At 48.2% G+C, this 24990-nt stretch carries 18 protein-coding genes; 10 read left to right on the top strand and 8 right to left on the bottom strand.

What is annotated here, in order from left to right; genetic code table 11:
- The first annotated feature begins 109 nt into the window (after nt 1-109).
- Nucleotides 110-1798 (top strand): dipeptidyl-peptidase 3 family protein, encoded by a 1689-nt coding sequence (locus CWB98_RS20015; RefSeq protein WP_138546466.1) that lies wholly within the window; start codon nt 110-112, stop codon nt 1796-1798.
- A 24-nt stretch (nt 1799-1822) separates the two neighbouring features.
- Here CWB98_RS20015 and CWB98_RS20010 read toward each other — a convergent pair whose 3' ends face one another.
- Nucleotides 1823-2227 (bottom strand): HIT domain-containing protein, encoded by a 405-nt coding sequence (locus tag CWB98_RS20010; protein ID WP_138546442.1) that lies wholly within the window; start codon nt 2225-2227, stop codon nt 1823-1825.
- Between the two features lie 189 nt (nt 2228-2416).
- On the opposite strand from CWB98_RS20010, the gene CWB98_RS20005 reads away from it, so the two are divergent.
- Both CWB98_RS20005 and CWB98_RS20000 read left to right on the top strand, forming a co-directional pair.
- Nucleotides 2417-4633: a S9 family peptidase gene (locus CWB98_RS20005; protein WP_249364729.1), complete on the top strand. Its 2217-nt coding sequence runs from the start codon at nt 2417-2419 to the stop codon at nt 4631-4633.
- Nucleotides 4634-4839: 206 nt separating this feature from the next.
- Nucleotides 4840-6474 (top strand): methyl-accepting chemotaxis protein, encoded by a 1635-nt coding sequence (locus CWB98_RS20000; RefSeq protein WP_138546440.1) that lies wholly within the window; start codon nt 4840-4842, stop codon nt 6472-6474.
- Here CWB98_RS20000 and CWB98_RS19995 read toward each other — a convergent pair.
- The 3 genes from CWB98_RS19995 to dinB all read right to left on the bottom strand — a co-directional run bounded on the left by CWB98_RS19995 (nt 6471) and on the right by dinB (nt 11404).
- Nucleotides 6471-8003: a M17 family metallopeptidase gene (locus tag CWB98_RS19995; RefSeq protein WP_138546439.1), complete on the bottom strand. Its 1533-nt coding sequence runs from the start codon at nt 8001-8003 to the stop codon at nt 6471-6473. The genes CWB98_RS20000 and CWB98_RS19995 overlap by 4 nt on opposite strands.
- 157 nt (nt 8004-8160) lie before the next feature.
- Nucleotides 8161-9852 carry a carbon starvation CstA family protein gene (locus CWB98_RS19990; protein ID WP_138546438.1) on the bottom strand — a complete coding sequence of 564 codons (1692 nt, stop codon included), beginning with the start codon at nt 9850-9852 and terminating at the stop codon, nt 8161-8163.
- A gap of 481 nt (nt 9853-10333) precedes the next feature.
- The gene (gene dinB, locus CWB98_RS19985; protein WP_138546437.1) at nt 10334-11404 is read right to left on the bottom strand and encodes a DNA polymerase IV; all 1071 of its coding nucleotides are present in this window, start codon (nt 11402-11404) and stop codon (nt 10334-10336) included.
- A 192-nt stretch (nt 11405-11596) separates the two neighbouring features.
- Between dinB and CWB98_RS19980 the strand changes: the two genes are divergently transcribed.
- The 5 genes from CWB98_RS19980 (at nt 11597) to CWB98_RS19960 (ending at nt 17880) form a co-directional block, all read left to right on the top strand.
- Nucleotides 11597-12649 carry an aldo/keto reductase gene (locus tag CWB98_RS19980; protein WP_138546436.1) on the top strand — a complete coding sequence of 351 codons (1053 nt, stop codon included), beginning with the start codon at nt 11597-11599 and terminating at the stop codon, nt 12647-12649.
- A gap of 96 nt (nt 12650-12745) precedes the next feature.
- Nucleotides 12746-13264 carry an NUDIX hydrolase gene (locus tag CWB98_RS19975; RefSeq protein ID WP_138546435.1) on the top strand — a complete coding sequence of 173 codons (519 nt, stop codon included), beginning with the start codon at nt 12746-12748 and terminating at the stop codon, nt 13262-13264.
- 71 nt (nt 13265-13335) lie between these two features.
- Nucleotides 13336-14061, top strand: coding sequence for a hypothetical protein (locus CWB98_RS19970; protein WP_138546434.1), 726 nt, complete (start codon nt 13336-13338; stop codon nt 14059-14061).
- Between the two features lie 156 nt (nt 14062-14217).
- A complete protein-coding gene (locus tag CWB98_RS19965) occupies nt 14218-16893 on the top strand; it encodes a bifunctional acetate--CoA ligase family protein/GNAT family N-acetyltransferase (RefSeq protein WP_138546433.1) in 2676 nt (891 codons plus the stop codon).
- A 39-nt stretch (nt 16894-16932) separates the two neighbouring features.
- Nucleotides 16933-17880, top strand: a complete 948-nt coding sequence (locus tag CWB98_RS19960) for an ion transporter (RefSeq protein WP_138546432.1) — start codon at nt 16933-16935, stop codon at nt 17878-17880.
- 48 nt (nt 17881-17928) lie between these two features.
- Here the strand turns inward: CWB98_RS19960 and CWB98_RS19955 are convergent, their stop codons facing one another.
- From CWB98_RS19955 to CWB98_RS19945, 3 genes are read right to left on the bottom strand one after another with little or no spacing between them, the layout of a single operon-like run.
- Nucleotides 17929-22392: an EAL domain-containing protein gene (locus tag CWB98_RS19955; RefSeq protein ID WP_138546431.1), complete on the bottom strand. Its 4464-nt coding sequence runs from the start codon at nt 22390-22392 to the stop codon at nt 17929-17931.
- Between the two features lie 2 nt (nt 22393-22394).
- Nucleotides 22395-22823: a GNAT family N-acetyltransferase gene (locus CWB98_RS19950; protein ID WP_138546430.1), complete on the bottom strand. Its 429-nt coding sequence runs from the start codon at nt 22821-22823 to the stop codon at nt 22395-22397.
- A gap of 2 nt (nt 22824-22825) precedes the next feature.
- Nucleotides 22826-23029 (bottom strand): DUF3283 family protein, encoded by a 204-nt coding sequence (locus CWB98_RS19945; RefSeq protein ID WP_054015477.1) that lies wholly within the window; start codon nt 23027-23029, stop codon nt 22826-22828.
- A 158-nt stretch (nt 23030-23187) separates the two neighbouring features.
- Between CWB98_RS19945 and CWB98_RS19940 the strand changes: the two genes are divergently transcribed.
- The gene (locus tag CWB98_RS19940; protein WP_138546429.1) at nt 23188-23871 is read left to right on the top strand and encodes a substrate-binding periplasmic protein; all 684 of its coding nucleotides are present in this window, start codon (nt 23188-23190) and stop codon (nt 23869-23871) included.
- On the opposite strand, the gene CWB98_RS19935 is transcribed toward CWB98_RS19940, so the two are convergent.
- Nucleotides 23855-24124 (bottom strand): DUF1289 domain-containing protein, encoded by a 270-nt coding sequence (locus tag CWB98_RS19935; RefSeq protein ID WP_249364727.1) that lies wholly within the window; start codon nt 24122-24124, stop codon nt 23855-23857. The two genes, CWB98_RS19940 and CWB98_RS19935, sit on opposite strands and share 17 nt — an antisense overlap.
- 135 nt (nt 24125-24259) lie before the next feature.
- Between CWB98_RS19935 and CWB98_RS19930 the strand changes: the two genes are divergently transcribed.
- Nucleotides 24260-24565, top strand: coding sequence for a hypothetical protein (locus CWB98_RS19930; protein WP_138546428.1), 306 nt, complete (start codon nt 24260-24262; stop codon nt 24563-24565).
- Nucleotides 24566-24990: the final 425 nt, after the last annotated feature.

The following is a 24990-nucleotide window of genomic DNA, read 5'->3' as shown; positions in this document are numbered from 1 at the left end:
GTAATGTATACGCCCGACATAATAATACGGACAATCTATGCGTCACTAATGCGCTTATGTTGTGGCACCGCAGAAGACAGTCCGAGATACCCTCAATGAAGGAAAAATGATGAAACGCGCAATGTTATCCACAGCCATCATGCTGGCTTGTGGCGTTATGCTCAGTGCATGTTCTGAGCCACAAAAGCCGTCAAGTACCGCAGTTCAGCAACAGGCAAATAACTCAGACACAGGATATCAACTGAAAGACTTGTCACCTGCACGACTGGATATCTATACCGAAGTTACACTCAATAGCGATCTCTCACACCTCAATGATAACCAGAAAAAAATGCTGGGCCTGCTGATCGAAGCCTCCAAAATCATGGACGATCTGTTCTGGCTGCAAGCCTTCGGCATGAACAAAGCCGAGTTTCTGGCAAATATCAAAGATCCGAAAGTGCGCCAGTTCGCCGACATTAACTATGGCCCCTGGGATCGTCTCAATGGCGACAAGGTCTTCCTGGAGGGCTTTGCAGACAAAGCCCCCGGTGCTCAATTCTACCCAAGCGATATCAGCAAAGACGAGTTAAATCAGGCTGATGTGAAAGATAAGGCCGGTTTATATTCCCTGATTAAACGTGATGCACAGGGTCAGCTTTACAGCGTTCCTTACTCAGAAGCTTATCAGGCTGAGTTGAATACAGCGGCTCAGCTGCTTCGCGATGCCAGTAAGTTAGCAGTCGACAAACAGTTTTCCAAATATCTTAACCTCAGAGCAGATGCACTGGTTAACAACAGCTACCAGAGTTCAGACTTCGCCTGGATGGATATGAAAAACAATCCCATCGACGTGGTGATTGGTCCAATCGAAACCTACGAAGATCAGCTGTTTGGCTATCGTACAGCATTTGAGTCTTATGTTCTGGTCAAAGACATGGCCTGGAGCGAACGCTTAGCTAAATTTGCTGCATTCCTGCCCGAACTGCAGCAAGGGTTGCCGGTTGATGCGAAATATAAGCAAGAAGTGCCTGGTTCAGATGCCGATCTTAATGCGTACGATGTAATTTACTATGCCGGCCACTCCAATGCGGGCAGTAAAACAATTGCTATCAACTTGCCAAACGACGAAGAAGTACAGTTGCAAAAAGGCACGCGTCGCCTGCAGCTGAAAAATGCCATGCAAGCCAAATTTGACAAAATCCTGGTGCCTATCGCAGACCAGTTGATAGTGCCGGAACAACGCAAACACATTACCTTCGATGCATTCTTTGCAAATACGATGTTCCATGAAGTTGCCCATGGTCTGGGTATCAAAAACACCATTACTGGTAAAGGCACAGTTCGTCAGTCACTTCAGGAGCATGCCAGTGCACTAGAAGAAGGTAAGGCCGATATCCTGGGTCTCTACATGGTTGAGCAGCTATTGAAAAAAGGCGAAATCAGCGAAGGGACACTGGAAGATTATTATGTGACCTTTATGGCGGGTATTTTCCGGTCTGTGCGCTTTGGTGCCTCCAGCGCCCATGGTAAAGCGAACATGATCCGCTTTAACTTCTTTAAGCAAGAAGGGGCATTTTCGAAAAACGCCGATGGTCTGTACCTGGTCGATATGGCCAAAATGGGGGCTGCGATGGAAAAGCTATCTAATTTGATCCTGACCCTGCAGGGTGATGGTGATTATCAGAAGGTCGATCAATTGCTGGCCACTCATGGTGACATCAAGGCAGAATTGCAAGCGGATCTCGATAAGCTGGCAGCTGCCAATATTCCGGTCGATGTGACTTTCAAGCAAGGCAAGGCGGTGCTAGGACTGTAGTCCTAACACCACACACCTATCGGATCAGGCGTTCACTTCGAGCGCCTTTTTTATTTCGCTAATCTGTTGTTCACTGTATGGCACCGCTGGCAAAACACCCCATACCGGTTTTGGCCAGGCAGCATCGTGTTCAAAGCGCGCAATGTGATGCACGTGCAGCTGAGGCACCATATTACCCAGCGCAGCTACATTCAATTTATGCGGGTTAAACACAGCTTTAATTAAGTGGCTTAGTTTGGCTGATTCCTGCCAAAATTGCAGTTGCTGTTCTGTCGACAAGTCAATGATTTCTCGCATGCCCGATACTCGCGGTACCAGTACAAACCAAGGGTATTGGCTGTCGTTTAATAGCAATAACTTACATAAAGGCCAGTCTGCTAATTCTATGCAGTCACGTTCAAGTTCCGGCGCCAGTTGAAAAATGCTCATCGTATTTTATCGGGTCTGTGATCTGTGACCTCACTGTAGCGAACTTCCAAAACAAAATCGACCAGATAAAAGGGATTCGCTTCGCCATGCCTCGTCTGTCGGATTTTATTGCCTTCCAGAAACACAGTCTTTACCATCAACACTCATAAACCAAATCAACACAACAAAAAAGGTGACTCTGTGCGCAATCTGTTATCTTACGCAGCGTTAGCCACTGGCTTACTGGCCACCAGCCAGTTGACTGTGGCTCAACCACTGACACTGGAACGTATCTTTGATGACCCAACTTTAGCGGGAAAGGCGCCCGTTAAACTGAAGTTTTCGCCCGATGGTACGCGGGTGACTTACCTGCAAGGGAAAGTAGATGACTACAACCGGTATGACCTGTGGGAATACAATATTAAAGCTGACACCAATCGACTACTGGTGGATTCTCAGGCACTGTTTTCAGGCCCGGAAACATTGTCTGATGAAGAAAAAGCGCGCCGTGAACGACAGCGCATCTTTGGCCGCGGGATCCTGGAATACAAGTGGTCAAAAGATGGTCAGGCATTGCTTTTCCCACTCAATGGGGATCTTTACTACTACGAGCTAAGTACGGGCAAGAGCCGTAAGCTTACCAATACCGAGGCTTTTGAAACCGATGCCCGCTTTTCACCTAAGGGCAATTATGTTTCCTTTATTCGTGAACAAGACTTGTATGCACTGGAGTTGGCAACGGGTAAAGAGATCCGTCTAAGCAAAGATGGCGGCGGCGTCATCAAAAACGGCATGGCTGAGTTTGTCGCACAGGAAGAAATGGGGCGGATGACGGGCTACTGGTGGGCTGGAGATGAAAGCAAGATTGCCTTTACCCGCATTGATGAAAGCCCGGTACAAGAAGCCATTCGCAATGAGATCTATGCGGACGAAGTTAAGCTTTTTAACCAGCGCTACCCTTTCACCGGCACAGATAATGTTCGTATCGATCTGGGGGTTGTGACACTGAACAACCAAAAAATTGATTGGGTCGACCTTGGTAAAGACAAAGATATCTACATCGCACGCGCAAAATGGTTGGAAGATGACACGACATTATCTTATCAATGGCAAAACCGTTCTCAACAAAAGTTGGAACTCAGATTCTACAACGCCAGTAATAAACAGCAGCGCGTTGCTCTGACAGAGACCAGTGATACCTGGCTCAACCTGCATTTTGACTTGCATTTTCTCAAAGATAAAAAGCATTTTGTCTGGGCGTCGGAGCGTGATGGCTACAAGCACCTCTATTTGTATCGCACCAGTGGCCAGCTGGTTCGCCAGCTGACCAAAGGAGACTGGGTCATCGATAAGCTACAGGGCATCGACGAGAAAAAAGGCCTGGTGTACTTCTCAGGTCGTAAAGACACCCCACTGGAAAGCCATTTATATTCAGTCCCCCTGTTCAAAAAGGGCAACATTAAGCGGATCACAGAAGCAGGCGCCTACCATAAAGTAGTGATGGCCGAGGATAACCGCACCTTCATCGACAGTAAGTCCTCTGTGAACCAGCCTACGTCTGTATCGCTGCGTAAATCCAATGGTGAATTCATTACCTGGCTGGAACAGAACAAACTGGATGACCAGCACCCACTAACGCCTTTCCTAAACGATCTGGCGACCCCGGAATATGGTACTCTCAAAGCTGAAGACGGTCAGGTGATGCATTACCGCCTGTTCAAGCCAAAACATCTGGAAAAAGACAAGAAGTACCCGGTGATCGTTAATGTCTATGGGGGTCCACATGCTCAGCGTGTAACCAACAGTTGGCGCAGTAAAAACCTGTATTTCCAGTACATGGTGCAGCAGGGTTACATTGTCTTCCAGTTAGACAACCGAGGCTCGTATAACCGGGGTAAGCGCTTTGAAGACCCTATCTATAAACACTTAGGGGAAGTGGAAGTCGCCGACCAGATCCGTGGTGTAGAGTTTTTACGTACACTGGATTATGTCGACTCAGCTCGAATTGGTATTTATGGACACAGCTACGGTGGTTATATGGCACTGATGACCATGTTCAAAGCTGGCGACTACTTCGCAGCCGGCGTATCTGGTGCACCGGTGACTGACTGGGCCCTATACGATACACACTACACAGAGCGTTACCTTGGGCATCCTAAAGCCAATGCTGAAGGTTATGAGCAAAGTGCCGTCTTCCCCTATGCTGACGGCCTTAAAGGACCTCTGATGATCTATCATGGTATGGCAGACGACAATGTACTGTTTACACACGCTACCAAACTGTTCAAACAGTTACAGGATGACGCCAAGCCATTTGAGATGATGACTTACCCGGGCGCCAAACATAGTCTGCGCGGTAAGAAGGTGCAAACCCATTTACATCAGACGATTACCAATTTTTTCAATCGTCACTTCGAAGTAAAATAATCCAACATGCGGGCCTGCGCTGGCCCGCACGCCCCCCATTTACAGCCCGTTGTGGTATTCGACAAATAGCTAATTGCCTAAATCTTTCCTCGCTAAATATATTATTTACTTGATTTAGAACAAATTTCACCCGCACTTTTATTGCAGTATAGACAATGAAAGGCCGTTCAGCGCACAACCTCGTGCCTTCAAGAGGAGCCACAGATATGGCATTTCTGAGACAGTTCACCATTTTTGGCCGCCTTGCAATGCTGGTGGGAGTCGTCGTTCTGGGTTTGGCTGCACTGGGCGTAATGAATCTACAACAGCAGTATCAGGCACTGAGCGAACAGCAATATGAAAAAACAAAAAACCTGGTGGAAACCGCGCACAGCCTGGTTACTCACTTTCATCAGGCTCAGCGTCAGGGCGCACTCAGCGAAGATGAAGCCAAAGCCGCTGCCCTGGATGCGTTGAAAAACCTCAGATACGATGAAAACAATTATTTCTGGGTCAATGATCATTATCCTCGCATGGTGATGCACCCTTTTAAGCCGCAGCTCAATGGGCAGTCGGTCAGAGACAGTAAAGATCCCGACGGTGTAGCACTATTTCAGGAAATGGTTTCAGTTGTACGTGCGCAGGAAGCTGGCTTTGTTCCCTATAAATGGCCAAAGCCTGGTAAATCCGACCCGGTCGATAAGATCTCCTATGTAAAAGGCTTTGCGCCCTGGCAATGGATCATCGGCTCCGGCGTTTATCTGGATAATATTGACGTGCAATTTGCGCAGCTGCGTAATCAAATGCTTTTCAATATTCTTGCTCTCCTGGTCGTGCTCATTGCACTTAACTTCTTTATCAGCAATAGTATTTTACAACCCATTCGTACCGCCTCGGACATGATGCGTGATATTTCTCAGGGTGAAGGGGATTTGACTCAGCAACTTGATGAACATGGCCGAGACGAAATCTCCCGCCTGTCGCGTTTTTTCAATGCCTATACCGAAAAAATGCGCAGCTCGATTGCCTCTGTTGCCAATAATGCAACCGAAGTAGAAGCCCTTGCTAACCGGGTCGACAATACAGGCGAAGTCAACCTTGAGTATATAGAAAGGCAGAATGACAGTAGCCGTCAGGTTGCCACAGCTGTCGAGCAAATGAGTGCTCAGATACAAGAGATAAGCCAGCATGCCGAAGCCGCTGAACAGGCTGCAGGAGAAGCGATGCATACCAGTGAAACGGGCAAAGCCACGATTGCTACAACCATTGATGCCATAGGTACGCTCTCTGATACCATTGAGGAAGTCAGCGTTGTGACACAGGCGCTGGCCGAAGAAAGCCAGCATATTGGCTCAGTACTGGACGTGATCCGAGGTATTTCAGAGCAAACTAATCTGCTGGCGCTCAATGCTGCAATTGAGGCCGCTCGTGCCGGGGAGCAAGGTCGCGGGTTTGCGGTAGTCGCCGATGAAGTGCGTACACTGGCGAGTCGTACCGGACAGAGTACCGATGAAATTCAGGCCATGATAGAGAAGCTACAAAAAGGTGCTCAGGCAGCCGTGGATGCAGTACAAAACAGCCAGCGCCTGTCAAACAATACGGTCAGCCAGGTACATGATGCCGAACAGGCACTGAATGAAATTGAGCGGCTGATCACCGTGATCCTGGACATGAATGGCCTGATAGCCCGTGCAACGGAGGAGCAAAGCAGTGCAGCAGCCGACGTCAATGTGCGCATTGGCGATTTGTCGGACGCCACCCACCACTCACTGGACACTACACAGCACTTGTCTGAGGCCAGCAAGGAGCTGAAGCAGGCAAGCCATCAGCTTGCCCTGATTGTGGAACGCTTTAAGGTTTAGCGGCAGTAACGCGCAAACAAACTACTCACGGTTGCGGCTGTCGGCTTACCATGCTGCCAGTCACCGCCTTCAACACCACTGCCGGCAATGTCCATGTGAACATACGGCAAAGGTAGCTCAGCATCACAGCCATGTTTGTCCAGACCGCCAACAATTGCCAAAAAGGCCATTGGAAACTGGTGACCACGGGCAGTAACCGCTGACGGTGCGTTGTTACTCGACAGTACGTCATCTGCCAAAGTGCGAGGCTGAACAAAGTCGTAGTCCTCGCGGCGACTGCGCGACACTTCAGCACAGTCAGCCCATAAATCACCTAAATCGGCAAGCTGACGAGACACCTGCTGGGCGCGTGCCGGACCATTTTCAACATAGGCACTGTATGGGCCCATTGCGCGTGCTGCGTGACCGGTCAGTGTTGCCACGGTAAAGAGTTCCGGGTTCACTTCATGCTTGGCCATATCTTTTAGCTCGCTCAGCAGATCCCCCATTGCCAGACGTCCTTCCGCATCGGTATTGCCAATCCGTACTTTAACCCCTTCACGGCAGGTGATTATCTCATCCGGAACAAAGCAGTCAGAGCCAATTGAGTTACGTACCACTGCCAGGTAGGCAATCACTTTGACACCTTTAGGCTGGAAATCTGCCACAGACTTCATAAAGCCCGCCACAGAAGCCGCTCCGCCTTTATCACGGCTCATCCCGGCCATAAAGCCACCGACTTTGAGGTCAGCACCACCCGTATCATACACCAGGCCTTTACCTACAAACATCAGTGTACGCTCTATCTCACCTTCTGGTGTGTATACCAGCTTCACCACTCGCGGGTGATGGCGCTCTACTGCATACGATGCGCGGGCAACGGTACCCAGCATAGGGTATTCCTGATCGATAGTTGCGGGATCTGCCACAACTTCAACGCTGACACTGGTGCCCTTGAACAGCTCAACACAGTAATCTGCAAACTTAGGGGGAGCCATACGCTCAGGCTCTGTACCACACAAATCACGGGCCGCATATTGACCTGCCGCAATGGCATTAAGCTGTCGGCACTGCTCTTCACTTGCTCCTAGTAAGGCAATTGATTCGACGGGTTCAATAGAAGGTCCCCGATACTCACGCGCCTCCAGAGGCTGCCACAACGCCTGACACGCTCCCAGATAGGTCACTTCAAGCGCATTCTGATATCGTGCTTCATTGGGTACCCCTGCAACAACCAGAACAGGTTTGACAGCGCCTGCTGCTTTGGCTTCCTGGATACCCGCTTTGCCCGCCTCAAAAAAGCGACGTACATCGTCATAGTCACGGTTCAGTGGGCCAGTCGGCGATACAATAAGGCGCTTGCCAGGCACACCTTCAGCCAGTAGCACACTCGCTTTGGTACGTAGTCGTGCATCAACAGCCAGGTAAGGTGCCGCGGCGCTATTTAGTTCAGAAAAAGCGAGTTCAGACACATCGGAAGTGACGACGATGACGGCATCGGCGTCCTGAATTTGCCAGTCATTGACCGACAGAGCAAGAGGGAAAGACATATAATCAGCCCTTGGTTATTTTAATCCTGGGCTGATTATCGGTTATTTGCTAGCAAGAACCAAGACCATCAAGGTAAATACGCGCTTAAGTACAGGATAATGCGCTATCACATTGAATAGCGCTGACACTCAATACCTTCTCACCTGGCCCTGACATTTAGTCGGGCTGCGATGTCGTCTCAGTGTCTTTTTGTAACTTGAGTTTACTGACCACAGACCAGGCTTCAAGCATGACCAGTACACTGACAACAAGTACCACAATATCGAGGCCAACCAATAGCCAGTTACCCTGTTCATAGTATTCACCCAGCTTGATCACCCCGGCGAAAAAAGCCATCAGAATCACAAAAGTCATGGGGATCAGGGTAAACTTGGCAGGGCGACCCAGTTTAATCAGATACACAGAAATCACCAGTAAAGTCAGACTTGCGAGGATCTGGTTGGTGGAGCCAAACAGTGGCCAGATAATCATACCGCCGCTACCCGAGGCCCCACCAGCACCAAATGCCAGTAACAAGCAACACCCGACAGCAACCAAAGTTGCAAGTACGCCATTTTTCAGTGCGTTCAGTTGGTAGATCTCTCCCCACTCCTGAATGATATAGCGCTGCAGACGTACACCAGAGTCCATCGTGGTACCCGCAAATAACACCACCATCACAGCCAGCAGGGTCGAAGCGATTTCCACCGATAACCCCCAACCATTGCTGATCAGATTCGCGCCCCCCTGAATAAAGGCGCCCACACTACCAGCGCCAAGATGACTGTATATTTCATGCCACTCTTCAGGCGATACCGCCAGCATAACACCACTTACGGCCACCAAAGTGATCAGAGCCAGCGACCCCTCACCCACCGCACCCAGATACCCTACAAAACGACCATCTGTCTCTTTGTCGAGCTGTTTGGAACTGGTGCCAGAGGAAACAATTCCGTGAAATCCGGATACGGCTCCACACGCAATGGTTACAAACAACAAAGGAATGATACTCGGTGTATCCACCGCCGTCTGAGTATTAAATGCCGGCGCCGTAATATCTGGCATCACCACAAATACCGCACCATAAAGCAATACCAGACCGACCAGCAGTTGCATGCCATTAATGAAGTCTCTCGGCTGCAGCAACATCCAGACAGGTAACAAGGATGCGACGGCGGCATAAATAAACAAAATAATGATCCAGTTTGCTTTGTCTGCCAGGCCAAACAACTCGCTGGGCAGTGCCAGCGGCATACCCGACCCCACATAAATACTGGCATACAAGATGGCTACCCCGATCACGCACAAGGGCACCAACGGCACCTGACGTTTGAGCAACTGACCAATGATCAGTGCAACCAGAATTGCAGCCCACGCGGGGAATACGGCACTGGGGTTGGCTACAAAAGAGTTGGCAATCACTACCCCGAATACCGCATTGACCATCAATAGGACCAAAAAGACCACAATCATAAATAATGACCGGGTGCGCTTGCCTATCACTGTTTCAGACAGGGCACCCATAGACTTGCCCTTGTGACGGGCACTGGCCCAAAGGGCACCCATATCGTGCACACCAGCAAAAAAAATGGTGCCAAACACCACCCACAAAACGGCTGGCACCCAGCCCCAATATACTGCTATGGCTGGGCCAACAATAGGCGCCGCCCCGGCTACAGACGTGAAGTGGTGTCCCCAGAGTACGACTTTGTTGGTTGGCACATAGTCTACTCCGTCGTTTAACTCATGCGCCGGTGTCACGAACTTATCGTCCATTTTAAATATTTTTTCGGCGATGAACTTTGAATAGACAAACCAGCCAAACAGCATACCCAGTATGCCAAACAGCACGATCATGATTGACTGCATTGTATTCCCCCTGTTGTTGTCCTGTTGTTGTTATTACTAGTCTCTTTATATCTGTTCGTTATTGCTCAGCAAACAACCCGCTCAGTCATACAACAGACAAAAGTCACTAAAGCACAGTTATACCAATTTGTTTAATTAAGTGTTCTATTTTGAAGCGAGAAAATATCGTCAATAACACCGCTCTCGGGTCCTGCTATCGCTGAGGCACCTACATCCATATAGGCGAGGCAAAAATTTCGCTATTTAGTTGTTCTAAATGAGAAATTTTAAACACCGTTAGCGGCATATTTGCTCCTTCAAATTGAACAGGTATTAAGTGAAATTGGTATTATTATCGTCTCACCATCGGGTTTAGCCTTGCCAGTGAGATTAAACACATCTGGCAACGGCCATCACCCACGAAACGACGTTTCTGTTAAATCGGTTTGCTAATACCCTAGCATACAGGCGTATAATCGCAGAGTAGTGACACAGTTATCTTTTAGTCTAAGGTAGGAACGTCAAACAGACCTAACTGGGCCTGCCCGGATGAACTCTCACCTAAGCCCAACTGAATGCCAATCAACCTGACCGGTTTACTACCAAAGCGTTCTACGGCCTGCTCCAGCAAGGTAAATAGTACGCCCTCATCTATTTCATGATACTGGCATTCTTTGGTGGTTTGCGAAAAGTCATAGAACTTTACTTTAACGCCCAGTTTATTGAAGGTTCTCGCCCCGCGATAGGGCTCGGAACGCCTTTGCAATTCAGGTAACAACCGCCGGCGAAGAATATCTTTGAGCGCATCCAGACTTTGAATGTCTTTTTCAAAAGTAGTCTCCACCCCTACGGATTTACGAACACGCTCAGTCTCTACTTTTCGCTCATCTATGCCCTGACAACGCCGCCACAGTACATCGCCAAATTTACCAAAGCGCTCCGTCATCTGGGCCCGGCTAATGGCTTTAACATCTCGGCCATATTGTAGCCCCATAGCCAACAGTTTTTCATGGGTGACTTTACCCACGCCAGGGATTTTTTTCAGTGGCAGTGTATCAATAAAGGCAGCCACGTCATTGGGAGTGATCACATACTGGCCATTGGGCTTGTTCTCGTCACTGGCAATTTTGGCCAGGAATTTAATGGGGGCAATGCCGGCGGAGGCCGTTAAACCAGTTTCGTGAAAAATGTCACTGCGGATCTGCTGGGCAATTAACGTGGCACTGCCCTGACACAAAGCGCATTCCGTTACATCCAGGTAGGCTTCATCCAGGGACAATGGCTCAATCAACTCGGTATAGCGAGCAAAAATTGCTCGTATTTGCGCCGATACTGCTTTGTAAACCGACATCCGGCCAGGCACAATCACCAGCTCTGGGCACAGCTGTTTGGCCTTATAGTTAGACATGGCTGAGCGTACCCCGTATTGCCGGGCAATATAATTAGCTGTCGACAGTACACCACGGTGGCTGTTCCCCCCAATTGCAATGGGAACGTCCGCAAGCGCAGGGTTATCGCGCATTTCTACGGCGGCATAAAAGCAGTCCATATCAACATGGATAAACTTACGCATGATCTCTAACACTGATTATTTATACAGTTATTATGTGCAAAGAATCTCACTATGGCAATACGATTGAATATTTTTTGTCACCGCATACGATCTGTATTTTATCGGGAAATACTCTAAACTGGTCAGACAATGCCTGCGTATCTATAACTCTCTCCGTCGATACGCAAGACCTATTAAACACAAGGAGCATTTATGAAGTACAGCCGCCTGGGTCATTCCAATTTAGAGGTGTCACGTGTCTGTCTGGGCAGCATGACATGGGGTGTGCAGAACAATCAGCACGACGCCGATGAGCAAATCAACTATGCGCTTGCACAGGGTATCAATTTTATCGATACCGCAGAGATGTATGCCGTTCCTCCCTCGCCAGATACCTATGGCAAAACCGAGGAAATCATCGGAGACTGGTTGCGTCGTCATCCGGAAAAACGCCAGGATATTGTCATCGCGACCAAAATTGCGGGCTCGGGATTAGCCTGGATCCGCGGTGGTGCACCTATCTCGGCAGCGGCCATAGTCCAGGCCGTGGATGCCTCACTCAAACGCTTGCAAACTGACTACATAGATGTGTACCAGCTGCATTGGCCAAATAGAACATCCCCGCACTTTTCCAAGCACTGGCCGGGGATGATCACGTTCAGTGATGTGTCTACAGAGCAGCACAAAGCAGACATGCTGGAGATCTTGAAGGCCCTGAAACAGTGCATCGATGCAGGCAAAATTCGCCACTGGGGACTGTCTAATGACACACCATGGGGGATCAACACTTACCTGCAGTTGGCAGAGCAATATCAATTACCCCGGCCTGTTTCCATTCAAAATGAATTCAACCTGCTACACGCCAAAGACTGGCCATATATTATTGAAAATTGCGTGCATGAAGACATTGCATATCTGCCCTGGTCACCCATTGCAGGCGGTGCATTGTCAGGCAAGTATCTGGGCGGCGCAAGACCGGAAGGCTCACGTTGGACACTGATCCAGCGCAATGGCCTCTTCCGTGATACCCAGTTTTCCCAGGAAGCCACCGCCGCCTATCTGGAGATTGCCAAAGAGCATCAAATTAGCGCCGCACAGCTCGCACTTGCCTGGTGTGATCAAGTCGATGGCGTCACGTCGACTATCATAGGCGCAACCACCATGGCGCAGCTAAAAGAAAATATCAAAGCATTTGATATGACTCTGCCACCTGAGGCATTAGCTGAGATTGATACGGTACTTAAAACTTACCCTCTGCCCTATTAACACATACCTGAAAAAACACATGCCCGGCTGAGCCAGCTGGGCATGTTTGCCTTCTCCAAACTGTGCTAAAATCGACGCTTTTTGTGGACTCAAAAAATGCGTGTTCTTAATCCAACCCCTGCGACGCCTTTGCCGGGCAGTTGCTTTACCCGCCCGGCAACACGAGCAATCATCACCAGTCAGTCACGAATATTACTCCTCTATACACAAAGGTATGACGACTACTCTTTGCCAGGTGGTGGGGTTGATGAAGGTGAATCCCTGACTGATGCGTTAGTACGTGAAGTCAAAGAGGAAACTGGCGCCCGTACCGTTACTAACGTGGTTCCATTTGGTGTGTACGAAGAGTATCAACGCTGGCACAAACCGGACTATGATACTGTCCACATTGTTTCTCATTGCTACGTATGTGATATTTGCGGTGAATTTGATGAGCCCGAGATGGAGCACTACGAAGTAAATAATGGTATGCAGCCGCAATGGATTGAAATTTCTGAGGCAATTGCGCACAACGAAGCTGTGCTGGCCAACAGCGATAAACAAGGGCAGTCATTACTGCGTGAAACTCGGCTACTGCGGCGGATAGCAACGGAGCTGATGCAACTGAACTTTTAGCAAAGGACAAGGTCATATCTGTGTTTTGAATATAAACCAGAGTCATAAAAATAACACACTAAGGAAAAGTGATGCGTTCGTGGGTCGTTGCAATTGTTGTGTCTGTTGCCAGCCATCTGGGCTTGTTGTGGCTACTGGCTCAACACACTGCGTTTGTCCCCACAGTCACCCCTGCAAAAAGTATTAAAACGTATCTGGTGGTCGAGCAACCAGAGAAACGCACACCAATGGCTGTTTCAGAACCTGAAACTGAAGAAACGAAGCCCGTTAGTGACTCAGCGGAGCCTACAAAGCAATTAGTGGCACCAAAAGAGCCATCCTCTACTGTGAAAGCAGTAGCTGCAAGCCCCATCAAATCAGTTATAGAGAATAAAGCAATGGAGTCGGCACAGTCACAGCAGCCGAGCGAGGTGTCGGACAATACAAATAAAAACAATCCGTACAAACGCATCGATCCCGTACTGGGGTTATCTCGTCTGCGTTTGAAACAACAACAGCTCAACCAGCAAATGGCGGGGGATGCCCCCACAGGAAAGCCTCAACCACAGCGACTGGGTGTACCTAAGTCACATCAGCCCAGAAATCAAACACTACGCCAAGTCGAATCTCAGAACCAAATTTTTACAGAATATCGCGAGGGAGACCGATGCTACAAAGAAGTTCATGGAGACCCCAATAACCCGCCTCCTGAGGGGTTTGCCAAAAACTGGCTCACGATGGGCAGCACCTGTGACAAAAATGCCATCACGGATGCCTATGATGCGGCCATGGAGAAATGGTTGAACAACAACCGCTAATTTTGGCTTTCTTAAATCCAACGCTTTTATTTCGTCATTTTTGATTGGCGAATGCACTCAGATCAAAACAATGCCTGCTTTAACTCGCAACCTGTCCATAAAGCGATTAATATTTAGCAGATAACCCGCCATCATTAGGCAAGTCAAGGAGTTAGTATGAGCATTAAGCGGATAAACCAGTTCTTTAACCCCCGCTCGGTGGCTGTGATTGGCGCTTCCAGCAACCCAGATAGAGCAGGTAACGTCGTGATGCGCAACTTGCTGCATGGCGGCTTCAAAGGGCCCATCATGCCCGTCACGCCAAAGTACTCAGCCGTTCAGGGGGTGCTCGCCTACCCGACGATCGCCGACTTGCCGAAGGTACCGGATCTGGCTGTGATCTGTACTAACAAATCTACTCTTATACAGGTACTGACAGACCTTGCAGAACGAGGGTGTAAAAATGTCATCATTGTGGCAGCCGGGCTTGATGGCGACCAGAAGGCACGAGTGCAAGCGCTTGCAAGAGATAAACAGATCACCCTGCTTGGCTCTAACAGCCTTGGGATGCTGGTTCCTCACCTGGGGCTGAATGCCAGCTTTTCTCACACCACCGCTGATGCAGGTAAACTGGCCTTTATCTCTCAGTCTGCTGCGGTGTGCTCAACCATACTGGACTGGGCTAAAAGCAAGCATATCGGGTTTTCTTATTTTATTTCTTTAGGGGACAGCCTGGATATTGATTTTGACGAATTGCTCGATTTGTTTGGCCGGGACGCAAAAACCAAAGCTATCTTACTCTATATAGACAACATCAAGGATGTCCGTCGCTTTATTTCTGCCGCACGGGCCGCCGCCTTCAGTAAACCTGTGATTGCAATAAAGACTGGCCGTACCCAGGCAGGTGCGCAAGCAGCGATGATCCATACAGGCGGGTCAACCTCGGACGACGCCGTATACGACGCGATGTTTCAGCGCGCGGGCATGCTCAGGGTCACCGACCTGAGGGAATTGTTTGCCGCTACACAAACTTTGGCATTGCACCCTAAACTATTACAAATCGAGCATCTGACCATTCTCACCAATGGTGGTGGTCCGGGTATCATGGCAGTGGACACCTTATTACAGCGTAGCGGTAAACTCGCGGAACTCAGTGACAAAACCATCGCAGCACTCAATGCCGTGATCCCTCAATCCAACCATACCGCAAATCCCATTGATATTTTTGGTGATTCAGCACCTCATCGCTATAAACAGGCACTGGAAATTTTACTCAAGGCCGATGAGGTTAAAAACCTTTTGATCATTCACACACCGTCAGCCCTAGCGCCAAGCGAAGCCTACGCAGAGATCATTGCCCAAACCCTCAGTACCTTGCCTAAAATGGCCCGTCCTTTTGTCATGACCAACTTTATGGGTGAAGAAGCAGCGTATGAAGCGCGTGACGTCTGCGTCCGACACGGGATCCCAACCTACCGCACGCCGGAGGGGGCAGTAGGCGCGTTTATGCACTTAATCAGCTATCGTCGCAACCAAAAGCACCTCACTCAAACACCGGAATCTGTGAGTCAGGATGAACTGATTAACAGTGCTCGTGCCAAAGTACAGATTGATGCCTTCCTAAAACAAGATCTTACTCAGCTTTCAACTCATCAGGCTGGCAAAATACTCTGTCACTACGGTATGGAGTGCATAGATACAGACATTGCGTTAACACCGAGTGAAGCCAAAGAACAAGCACAAATACTGGGATTTCCAGTTGCACTCAAGCTAATTAGTCCAAGTATCCCTTCTAAATCAGAGGTGGGTGGCGTGGTTCTGAATCTGAACGATGCAGATGAAGTAGAGCAAAGTGCGTTTGCTATTTTGCTACGTATCAAGCAAGCCTATCCAGATGCCATCATAGAGGGCTTCTCGTTACAAAAAATGGCGCCCCGAGCTGGCAGCCAGGAGTTGCGCATCGCCGTCAAAACTGAACCGGATGTCGGCCCCGTTATTTTGCTGGGCGAAGCGGGTACCGGATTCAATTTTAATCAGGCTGCCGTCGCACTTCCCCCTCTGAATATGAACCTGGCCAAATATTTGATAGCTGCGGCCTATGATAAAGGCGTATTAAAAGAACGCCTGTTACCAGAAAAAGTCGACAAATACCGTCTCTGTGCCTTGCTGACTCGCGTTTCCCAACTGGTGGTTGATCAGCCGGATATTCAGGCGGTGGAGCTCAACCCAATCCTGGCGACGGATGGACACTTTTTAATTCTGGACGCCAACATTGATTTGCAACGATATGAGCCCCTTCCCGGACGCAAACGACTGGCCATCAAACCTTATCCCAAAGAGTGGGAGCGCGCAGTTACTCTGAAAAATGGGGTCGAAGCACAGCTGAGGCCGATCCGCCCGGAAGACGAACGTAACCACCAAGAGTTCGATCAATCCCTTAGCAAGGAGGACAGATATCGACGGTTTTTTGGCGAGCTACCTCAGTTTACCCACGAACAATTGGCTAAAATGACTCAGATAGATTACGACCGTGAAATGGCGTTTATCATTACCGAGCCATACAAAAGTGCCCAGCGCACTCTGGGTGTTTCCCGGGTGCTCATGGACCCGGACAACTTACTTGCGGAGTTTGCCGTAGTGGTGCGCTCCGATTGCCAGGGCCTTGGCCTCGGTAAATTACTGATGGAAGCCGCTATTGCCTATTGTAAGCGTCAACGGGTGGGATGTATTGAAGGGATCACTTTACCGGAAAACACAGGTATGATCGGGCTGGCTAAAAAGCTGGGGTTCGCTGTCAGCCGGGATTTTGAAGAAGGGACCGTAATGATGAAAATGCCACTGACAGCGCAATAACACCAGACAACCGACTATCACAAGGTGAACAGTACATTTATGGATCTGACACTCAGACAAAAAACTGCAGGACTACTGGAAGCCAGTGGTCGATTCAGAAAAGCCGGACATGCGATTGATGTATTTTTGATCACCTTGATCATTGCCAACGTGATAGCCATTGTACTTGAATCCGTGCCAGCTCTGGCCACTCGCTATCACAGTTTATTCTTCTACATAGAAGTGATCTCAGTCGCCATTTTTACCATTGAATACCTGCTGAGGTTATGGTGTTGTGTAGACAAGCTCGAATTTAAACACACCTCCGGCAGCAATATTAAAAAGCGCCTGCGTTATGTGTTCTCCCCTTTAGCCATTATCGATCTGCTGGCAATTCTTCCTACCCTGCTAATGGTGTTCTTCTCTTTTGACCTACGCTTTTTACGGGTATTCCGGTTGCTACGTATCTTTAAACTTACTCGGTATTCCCGCGCAATGCAGTTACTGCTGGCAGCATTCAGAGAAGAAAGCAGTTCACTCCTTGCCGCTTTTTTTATTATGTCACTGGTACTGATTGTGGCCTCGTGTGGTATTTATCTGATCGAGCACGATGTGCAGCCCGATAAGTTTGGTTCTATTCCCGCCGCTATGTGGTGGGCAATGGCCACCCTCACAACGGTGGGTTATGGTGACGTCGTGCCCATTACGCCATTAGGCCGCTTTTTTGGTGGCGTGATCACTCTGCTGAGTATGGGTATGGTCGCTATTCCCACAGGTCTGCTGGCATCGAGTTTTGCGGATCAACTCAGAAAGCGCCGGGATGCATTCAACGAAGCCGTTCTACACTCCCTGAGCGACGGTAAAGTCGATGAACAAGAAAAAGAGCACTTAGAAGCGCTGCGAATTGAGCTGGGGCTCAGTGCCGTAGAAGCGAATCAGGCCATTAAAATAATGACCAGCCAGCGTGTGCATGACCACTATTGTCGCCATTGCGGTGGCAAGTTATAAACGTAATCTGGCCCGCTTTATGCGGGCCACTGCATATCACTACTGTGGTTAACTGGCGCGAGTAAATACCTGATGCCAGTTGCGCATTAATAATTCGCCAGCCTCAGGTGCAGGTAGTGCTTTACTGAATAAATAGCCCTGGAATCGCTCACATCCCAGCATCCTTAAGAAAGACAACTGCTCCATATGTTCAACCCCCTCCGCAACGCAGTACTTGCCCAAGCTATGCGCCAGTGACAGAGTCGAGTGGATAATCACCTCATGTTCTTTATCTTTGCCAATATCACTGACAAAACTGCGATCAATTTTCAGTGCATCAACCGGATACTGTTTGAGATAAGTTAGAGATGAATAGCCTGTGCCAAAGTCATCCATATATAGACGGCACCCTAAAGCCCTGAGTTCATGCATCCGCGAAATAGCCTGCTGAGCATCCGCCATCATCACAGATTCTGTAATTTCAAAGACCAGATAACGGCCATCAACCTGGTTACGTATCAGGATTTCCTTTATACGAACCAGTAAATCATCGTACTGAAAATCCAACGCCGATAGATTGACTGAAATATACAGTTCAGGATGAGAAGTATGCCATTGTTTCAGATCAGCAAGTGCACGCTCAAGAGTTTGTAGCATGACCCGGGTAATAATCCCTGTCTGCTCAGCTGTATGAGCAAGCTCTTCAATACTGTAGCTAGGATCCTGTGGCCAGCGTAACAACACTTCAAACCCTTCTACTGACATATTGCTGGCGTTAATGATCGGCTGATAATGATTGCGAAATGCTTCTTCCTGATAGGCCTTTAACAAAGCTTGCTCTATCGCCAAGGCTCGCTGCACCTGCTCATTGATCTCTCGATGATAAAACTGATAGTCGGTCACCAAAGACTGTCTTGCATGATTCAGAGCCGTCTCCGCAGCCTGATTCAGGTCAAACGCATCGCAGGCATCTTCGGGGAACATTGCAATACCCAGTTTCGCTTTGACATGCACCTGCTGCTGTTCAATCTCAAAGCCTTTTTCGAATCGCTCGAGCAAACAATGAATGTAGCGCATAACCTGTTCCACACCCGCAAGTTGTTCCATCAAAATATAGAAATCTCGCTCATTACCAATTGCAAGACTATCCACTTCACGGAAACAGCACTGAAGATTAGTTGCCAGCTTCTGTGTCACTAACGCGAGAAAATCGTTGCCGTAGGTGTCAGCAAAACGCTGTAATCGACTAAATTTAATGGCAATGATGGCCAACGGTTGCCGTGACAGATGCGCTTGTTCAATCGCATGCTGTACACGGTCCATAAATAACACCTTATTTGGCAGCTTTGTCAGGGCATCATAATTAGCTAACTGGTATAGCTCTTTCTCTGTACGTTTTTGCTTACTAATGTCAGTCAGTACCAATATATAATGTTTGTCCCCTGTGGCACTAATTTTAAGCAGTACTTGCCGCTTTTCTCCACTTGGCAATCGCAATGTTTCTTCCGCAACATATAACTCGCCCACTTTCAGCTTACTAATCTCGCGTAAATACTTCATTCTGACATGACGTTCAAGGCCTAATGTAACACTCGTACTTGAGGAAGGAGCCTCACTGACACAGAAGGCACTTTGCAGGGCTTTGTTACAGGCCAGGATCCGCAAACGCTTATCAAAAATCATCACCCAGTCTCTTGTCTGCTCAAACGCCGCTCCAAATAGAGTTGCACGCTCCTCAAATACCCGCTCTCGCGTCAGGTTGGTATAGGTTCCGGCAACTTGTACCGGCACCCCATCCTGCCAGGCCATCACTTTGCCGTAGTCTTTATACCAGCGCCACTGCCCATTGACATGCCGTAGACGGTAGGTGCAATCAATAAAGCCTTTTTCTGTCGACACAAATTCCAGCCATTCAATACGAAACAAGGCACGATCCTGAGGATGGATCAGCTCAAGATACTCATCCAACACGATACTGTCGTTGCTGTAACCCAGATCACTAACCAGTCGTGGCTGATAGACAAGATGGCTGCCGGATTGCCAGTCCCATACCCCTGAGTTACTACCTTCCAATGCCATCTTAAGGCGAGTTTCACTGTTTTGTGTTTCGCGGTGAGCAGCCAGGATCATGCCTGCCACTTTATTTTTCCTGTGTACCCAAAATGCGAATAATGCAGCCCCCAATAGCACATAACAAAACAGCGCCCACGGTGCGCGCCACACGGGGTAATGTACGGCAATTTCTAACTGCGCTGGCGGGGTATAATCACCTGTGAGCGGATCTTTAGCCCATACTTTCAGGCGATAATGACCTGGGCTAAGTTTAGGAAACACCACTCGATTGCTGTTGCGGCTGAGAATACGCTGCTCCCCTGAAAGTTGATACTCATAGACGATGCGCTCTTGCAACGTGAACGCCATAGCAGAAAACGACACCTCCAAACCAATATCGTCGTGATTAAGTTCAATGTAGGAAAATGATTTGAGTCCGGCAGGCAGAATGTCACGCGACATTAAGTCAACATCTGTAATGTTAACTTTGCTTAACAAAGATTTCGTTGGTCGGTGTACTTTGGGGTCAAACAAAGTGAAGCCCTGCAATGAGCCGTAACCTATACGACCATCCGCAAGCTTTACAGAGGCCCCACCGTTAAATTCGTTGCTCATCAACCCATCAGCCGTTGTAAAGCCCTGGAGGTGAAAGTTATCCGGGTCCAGCCGCCAAATCCCCTGATGCGACGACATCCAGATCATGCCCACATCATCCTGTACCATTTCGTACAAGATATTGTTGGTCACTGTATGCTGCTCATTGGGTAAAGGCAGCAACTCATAGCCATCAGCGGTCAAGCGCACCAGGCCATGCCTGGCAAAAGACAACCATAAAACATTGTGTTTATCTATGGTGTAGCTCAACAAGTCGACTGCACTTTGCTTATGCGCTTTGGGTACCTGGTAAATCTCAATCAGCTTATGTGCCTGGGTATCATAACGAAATAACCGACCCTCGCTGTAAAAGACCGGATCTCGCGGGTGCGTACTGAGGGGCTTATAAAAGCCATAACTCAGAAAAGGGTCAAACCGATCAAATTCATTGCCCAACTTAGTCAACCTGGCTGTATTAATATCAAACACATAAAAACCAGTTTTTTCATCGACCAAATAAAGCTGCCCGTCGCCGACAATTACAGCCCCTTTGACAAACCCAGACAATACCGAGGTAGCAGCTTCATCCTGAGCCTGAGGCCGATAAATCTCTTCGGAGTGTGGTTCAAACACAAATAAGCCGCGGTTGCTGCTGAGCCAAAGCTTATCCTGATAATTCAGTAACCCAAAAATAGTGAATTCGGGATAAAAACCATCTCCCAGAAACCCTGCCAGATACTGCTCAGACTGACGAGTCTGAGGGTCATAGCGGGTTAAACCGTCTCGGGTCCCTGCCCAGATATAGCCATCATACTCGACCAACCCCCAGACCGTGCCTTTAGAAAAGCGCCCCTGTACAGTACCCGAGTGGACGTTGTCAAACCCTTGGGACTCTGCAGGCAAGTAAAAGGCACCGTCTTTTTTCGTCGCAATCCAAATCCCTCCAAAGTCATCCCGAATAAAGTAGATCACACTGCTATCCGAAACGGCATACCGGCTGTCAGTTAGGCGCGTATCACGATGAACCTGACCACTGGCAATATCATAGTGCATTAACCCCAAATCTGTACCAAGCAAAAGCTGCGTACCGCTGCGCTCTATTTGCCAGATATTGAGCTCTTCAATGAGGGTTTTATAAGGAACCTCAGCTTCAAAATCGTGACGTAAAGCGGCAATATCTAATTGGTACATGCCTATGACTGCACCTAATATCAAGGTATTATCATCCAGCAAATGCAGTGATTTGGTATTGGTTTGAAATGGGTGAGTGATCTGGTCCCTGTGCTTAAGCGCGCGCAGTTGGTCCGTTTTAATATTATAAACAAACAAGCGCTCTGCGGATGCGATAAATAGTAACTCCTCGTGCTTTAGCAGAGCACGTACCGCCAGTTGTGGATCTTCTACCGACAACTTTATTTCTTTGGTAATTTCACCAGTTCGAGTATCCATGACTGCGACATTTTGAGCTCTCCCCAACCAAAGTTCATGCTTACTTTTACTAAGCATTTGAAAAACACTATTTTCAAAATAATCCTCTTCTGATTCAGGTGCAGACGTATAACGACGGTAGCTATCTTGCTCAGGATCATAGCTAAATAGGCCTGCTCGCCCAGATGCAATCCAGATGAGGCCGCTTTCATCCTGATATATCCGATCTATTTGCATCTTATTCAGGTCTTGATTAGGCCCACCGACCTCCAGTACCTGGTAACCATCATATCGATTCAGTCCACCTTCCGTCGCCAGCCAAAGATAACCATTGTCATCTACTAGCAACGTATTAACATAGCTTTGAGACAACCCCTCCGCGGGAGACAAGCGCGCTACCTGTGCCAATGACACAGAAGCAAATACAAGAAGGGTAAAGCTGAGGATTATTCGCAACATAGTCAATTCTGATTGAGTGTTATACGTTGCATTGCCAGGATCTGACGACCTTGTGCAACATAATTGTGATATTTATCTGCCAGCGCCAGAGGCAACCCCTCAGGCGGGATTACTTCAAAACCAAGCTTGGCGTAAAAGGTAGCCAGATGACGATAAGCAAAAGTATACAAAGGAGTATGTTGCTGGGTCAGCACGGCCTTCAACAACTGTCGCGCGAACCCTTTGCCTCGCAGTTTGGGGTCAACCAAAACCGTAGATAAAAAATCACTGCCCGCAACGCATTGTATTCTGCACGCCGCAACAATTTCTGTACTCTTCAACACCCAGTTCTGGTCGTGGCGGGTCGCCCTTCCCCGCGCCCTATGAGCTTGGTAGAACTTATTTACCAGTGGCGTCTGAATAGCAGGTAAAACTCCAGCAGTTATGTCCATGACTATGCCAGCATCAACCCCAGGTAGAATTCAAACTTTTCTTTTAATACCGCTTGCTCAGAGATAGGACGTTGATTAATGGCGTCATAAATCGCCTCTCGACTATTCTTACCACGTTTTATTTGATAGGCCCAGAACGACGCTTCGTATTCTAACTGAATTTGATACTTATCTTGTCGTGATAAATTACACAGGTTATAGCTCATAGTAAATTTGGTTACAGCAATCTCTTTAAAAAGTGTATCATAATTACGCTAAGGTGTATCCAGTCATGCAAAATGTGTCACCATCGAGTAAGCTAAGTTGCTTCATCTCGCAAGCAGAACGCATGACAGGATGGTTCGATTTTCAATAAGGAGATCCATTGCGAATTTTCAGCTTGATATTGCTTTACTGCCTGAGTTTGAAAAGTATGGCATCAGATAACCGGACACTCTACTTTAACCGCCCAGCCGATACACCTCAGGCGAGGTACGTAATCGAATTACTGCAAACCGCTTATCAGCAATTGGGGTACGAATTAGAACTGGTCGATTTCAACCGGCAAAGTGCGTTAATTGCAGCCAATGACGGTGCTTTGGATGGGCAACTTGGTCGAATACATGGTGTGACTCAGGCTTACCCAAACCTACTTAAGGTGCGTTTTCCTCTATACACGTTTAACCTGCAGTTGCTCAGCCGTTGCTTGAGTTGCACATTCCAGCAACTTGACTCTTTGGTCATCCAAAGTGGCTATTTGGTAGCTAACCGCTATCTGGAAACTACTCCGTTTAATGGCCATCTAGTAGAAGTAAAAAACAACATTACTCAACTTAATCTGGTTACACAGGGAAAAGTACAGGCCGCGCTGGTTGTTGATTTTCACTTGCGTGAGCACCTTGCTGACATCGATTTAGAATCTTTGAAGATAGAAACCTTGCTGACCATAGAGACTTATCACTACCTGCACCGAAAACATAAAGCGTTGCTCCCACAACTGGAAGAAACATTGAATCAACTGGCTGAGAAAGGGACGGTTGCGATGTTAAAAGCTAAGTATCAGATTTAAAGAAATCGTCCTGCTCTGCCGAATGCTGTATATCTTCTGGCTGAACGTCACCAGCGCGTTTTTTCGCTGCCATCACACGCTTCTGCCGCTGCGCGCACAACTCAATTACTTTGCGTTTTTGTTGTTCGGTCAGGGCGTGCCAGTGAAAACGCTCTTCGCGACTGCGAAAGCACCCTTTGCAATAACCCCGGTTATTCACTTCACAGATCCCACGGCACGGGCTGGGGATCTCAAAAATCTCAATCTGTTCCATATGGACTCAAAAACGTGCGCTTAATTCGGTATATGGCCAAATTGACGCTTTGCGCTCTAGTCATAGCTAAGCAAATTCATTTTTGATTATAATACATACTGCAAACCGCATTGTATAACTAGGATGGAACAACTCATGAAAAAATGGCTTTCCGTTTGCCTGATTTTGCCTTGTTTTGCTTACGCAGACTGGCATAGTGGCCGTATTGAAATGATTGCAATAGGATATGATGGCAAAACAATCTCTATTGGCATGGAGGGGACCGCAAAAACAGACTGTAAATGTTACCCTGCCTGGCCAAACCGCTTTTGCCTCGACAGAAACAGGGCCTCTTTCAATGAAGAGTTTGCATTACTTCTGTCAGCCAAAGCACAAGGAAAGCCCGTTGCAATTCAAATAGACGAAACCACCTGCTTTGTAAATGCGATGTATGAAAAGTAAGTAAAGCAGAAAGTAATAAGCCCCGCTAGTGCGAGACTTTTCAATAATGGTGCCCAGAGGCGGACAAAGTGGTCTGGAACCACTTTGAACAGCTTTAGCTGGCCGCTTGCGGTGAAATACCAAGACGGTTTTCATCATCGAACCACCCGCAGGCGTGTTCGATTACGCCAACTCATTTAATTTAGAGCAGAAAGTAAAAAGCCCCGCTAATGCGAGGCTTTTCAATAATGGTGCCCAGAGGCGGACAAAGTGGTCTGGAACCACTTTGAACAGCTTTAGCTGGCCGCTTGCGGTGAAATACCAGGACGGTTTTCATCATCGAACCACCCGCAGGCGTGTTCGATTACGCCAACTCATTTAATTTGGAGCAGAAAGTAAAAAGCCCCGCTAATGCGAGGCTTTTCAATAATGGTGCCCAGAGGCGG

Source organism: Pseudoalteromonas rubra, assembly GCF_005887115.1.
GTDB lineage: Bacteria > Pseudomonadota > Gammaproteobacteria > Enterobacterales > Alteromonadaceae > Pseudoalteromonas > Pseudoalteromonas rubra_F.
Note: the sequence above shows the minus strand (reverse complement) of the source record. Positions and strands in the feature narration are given on the sequence as shown.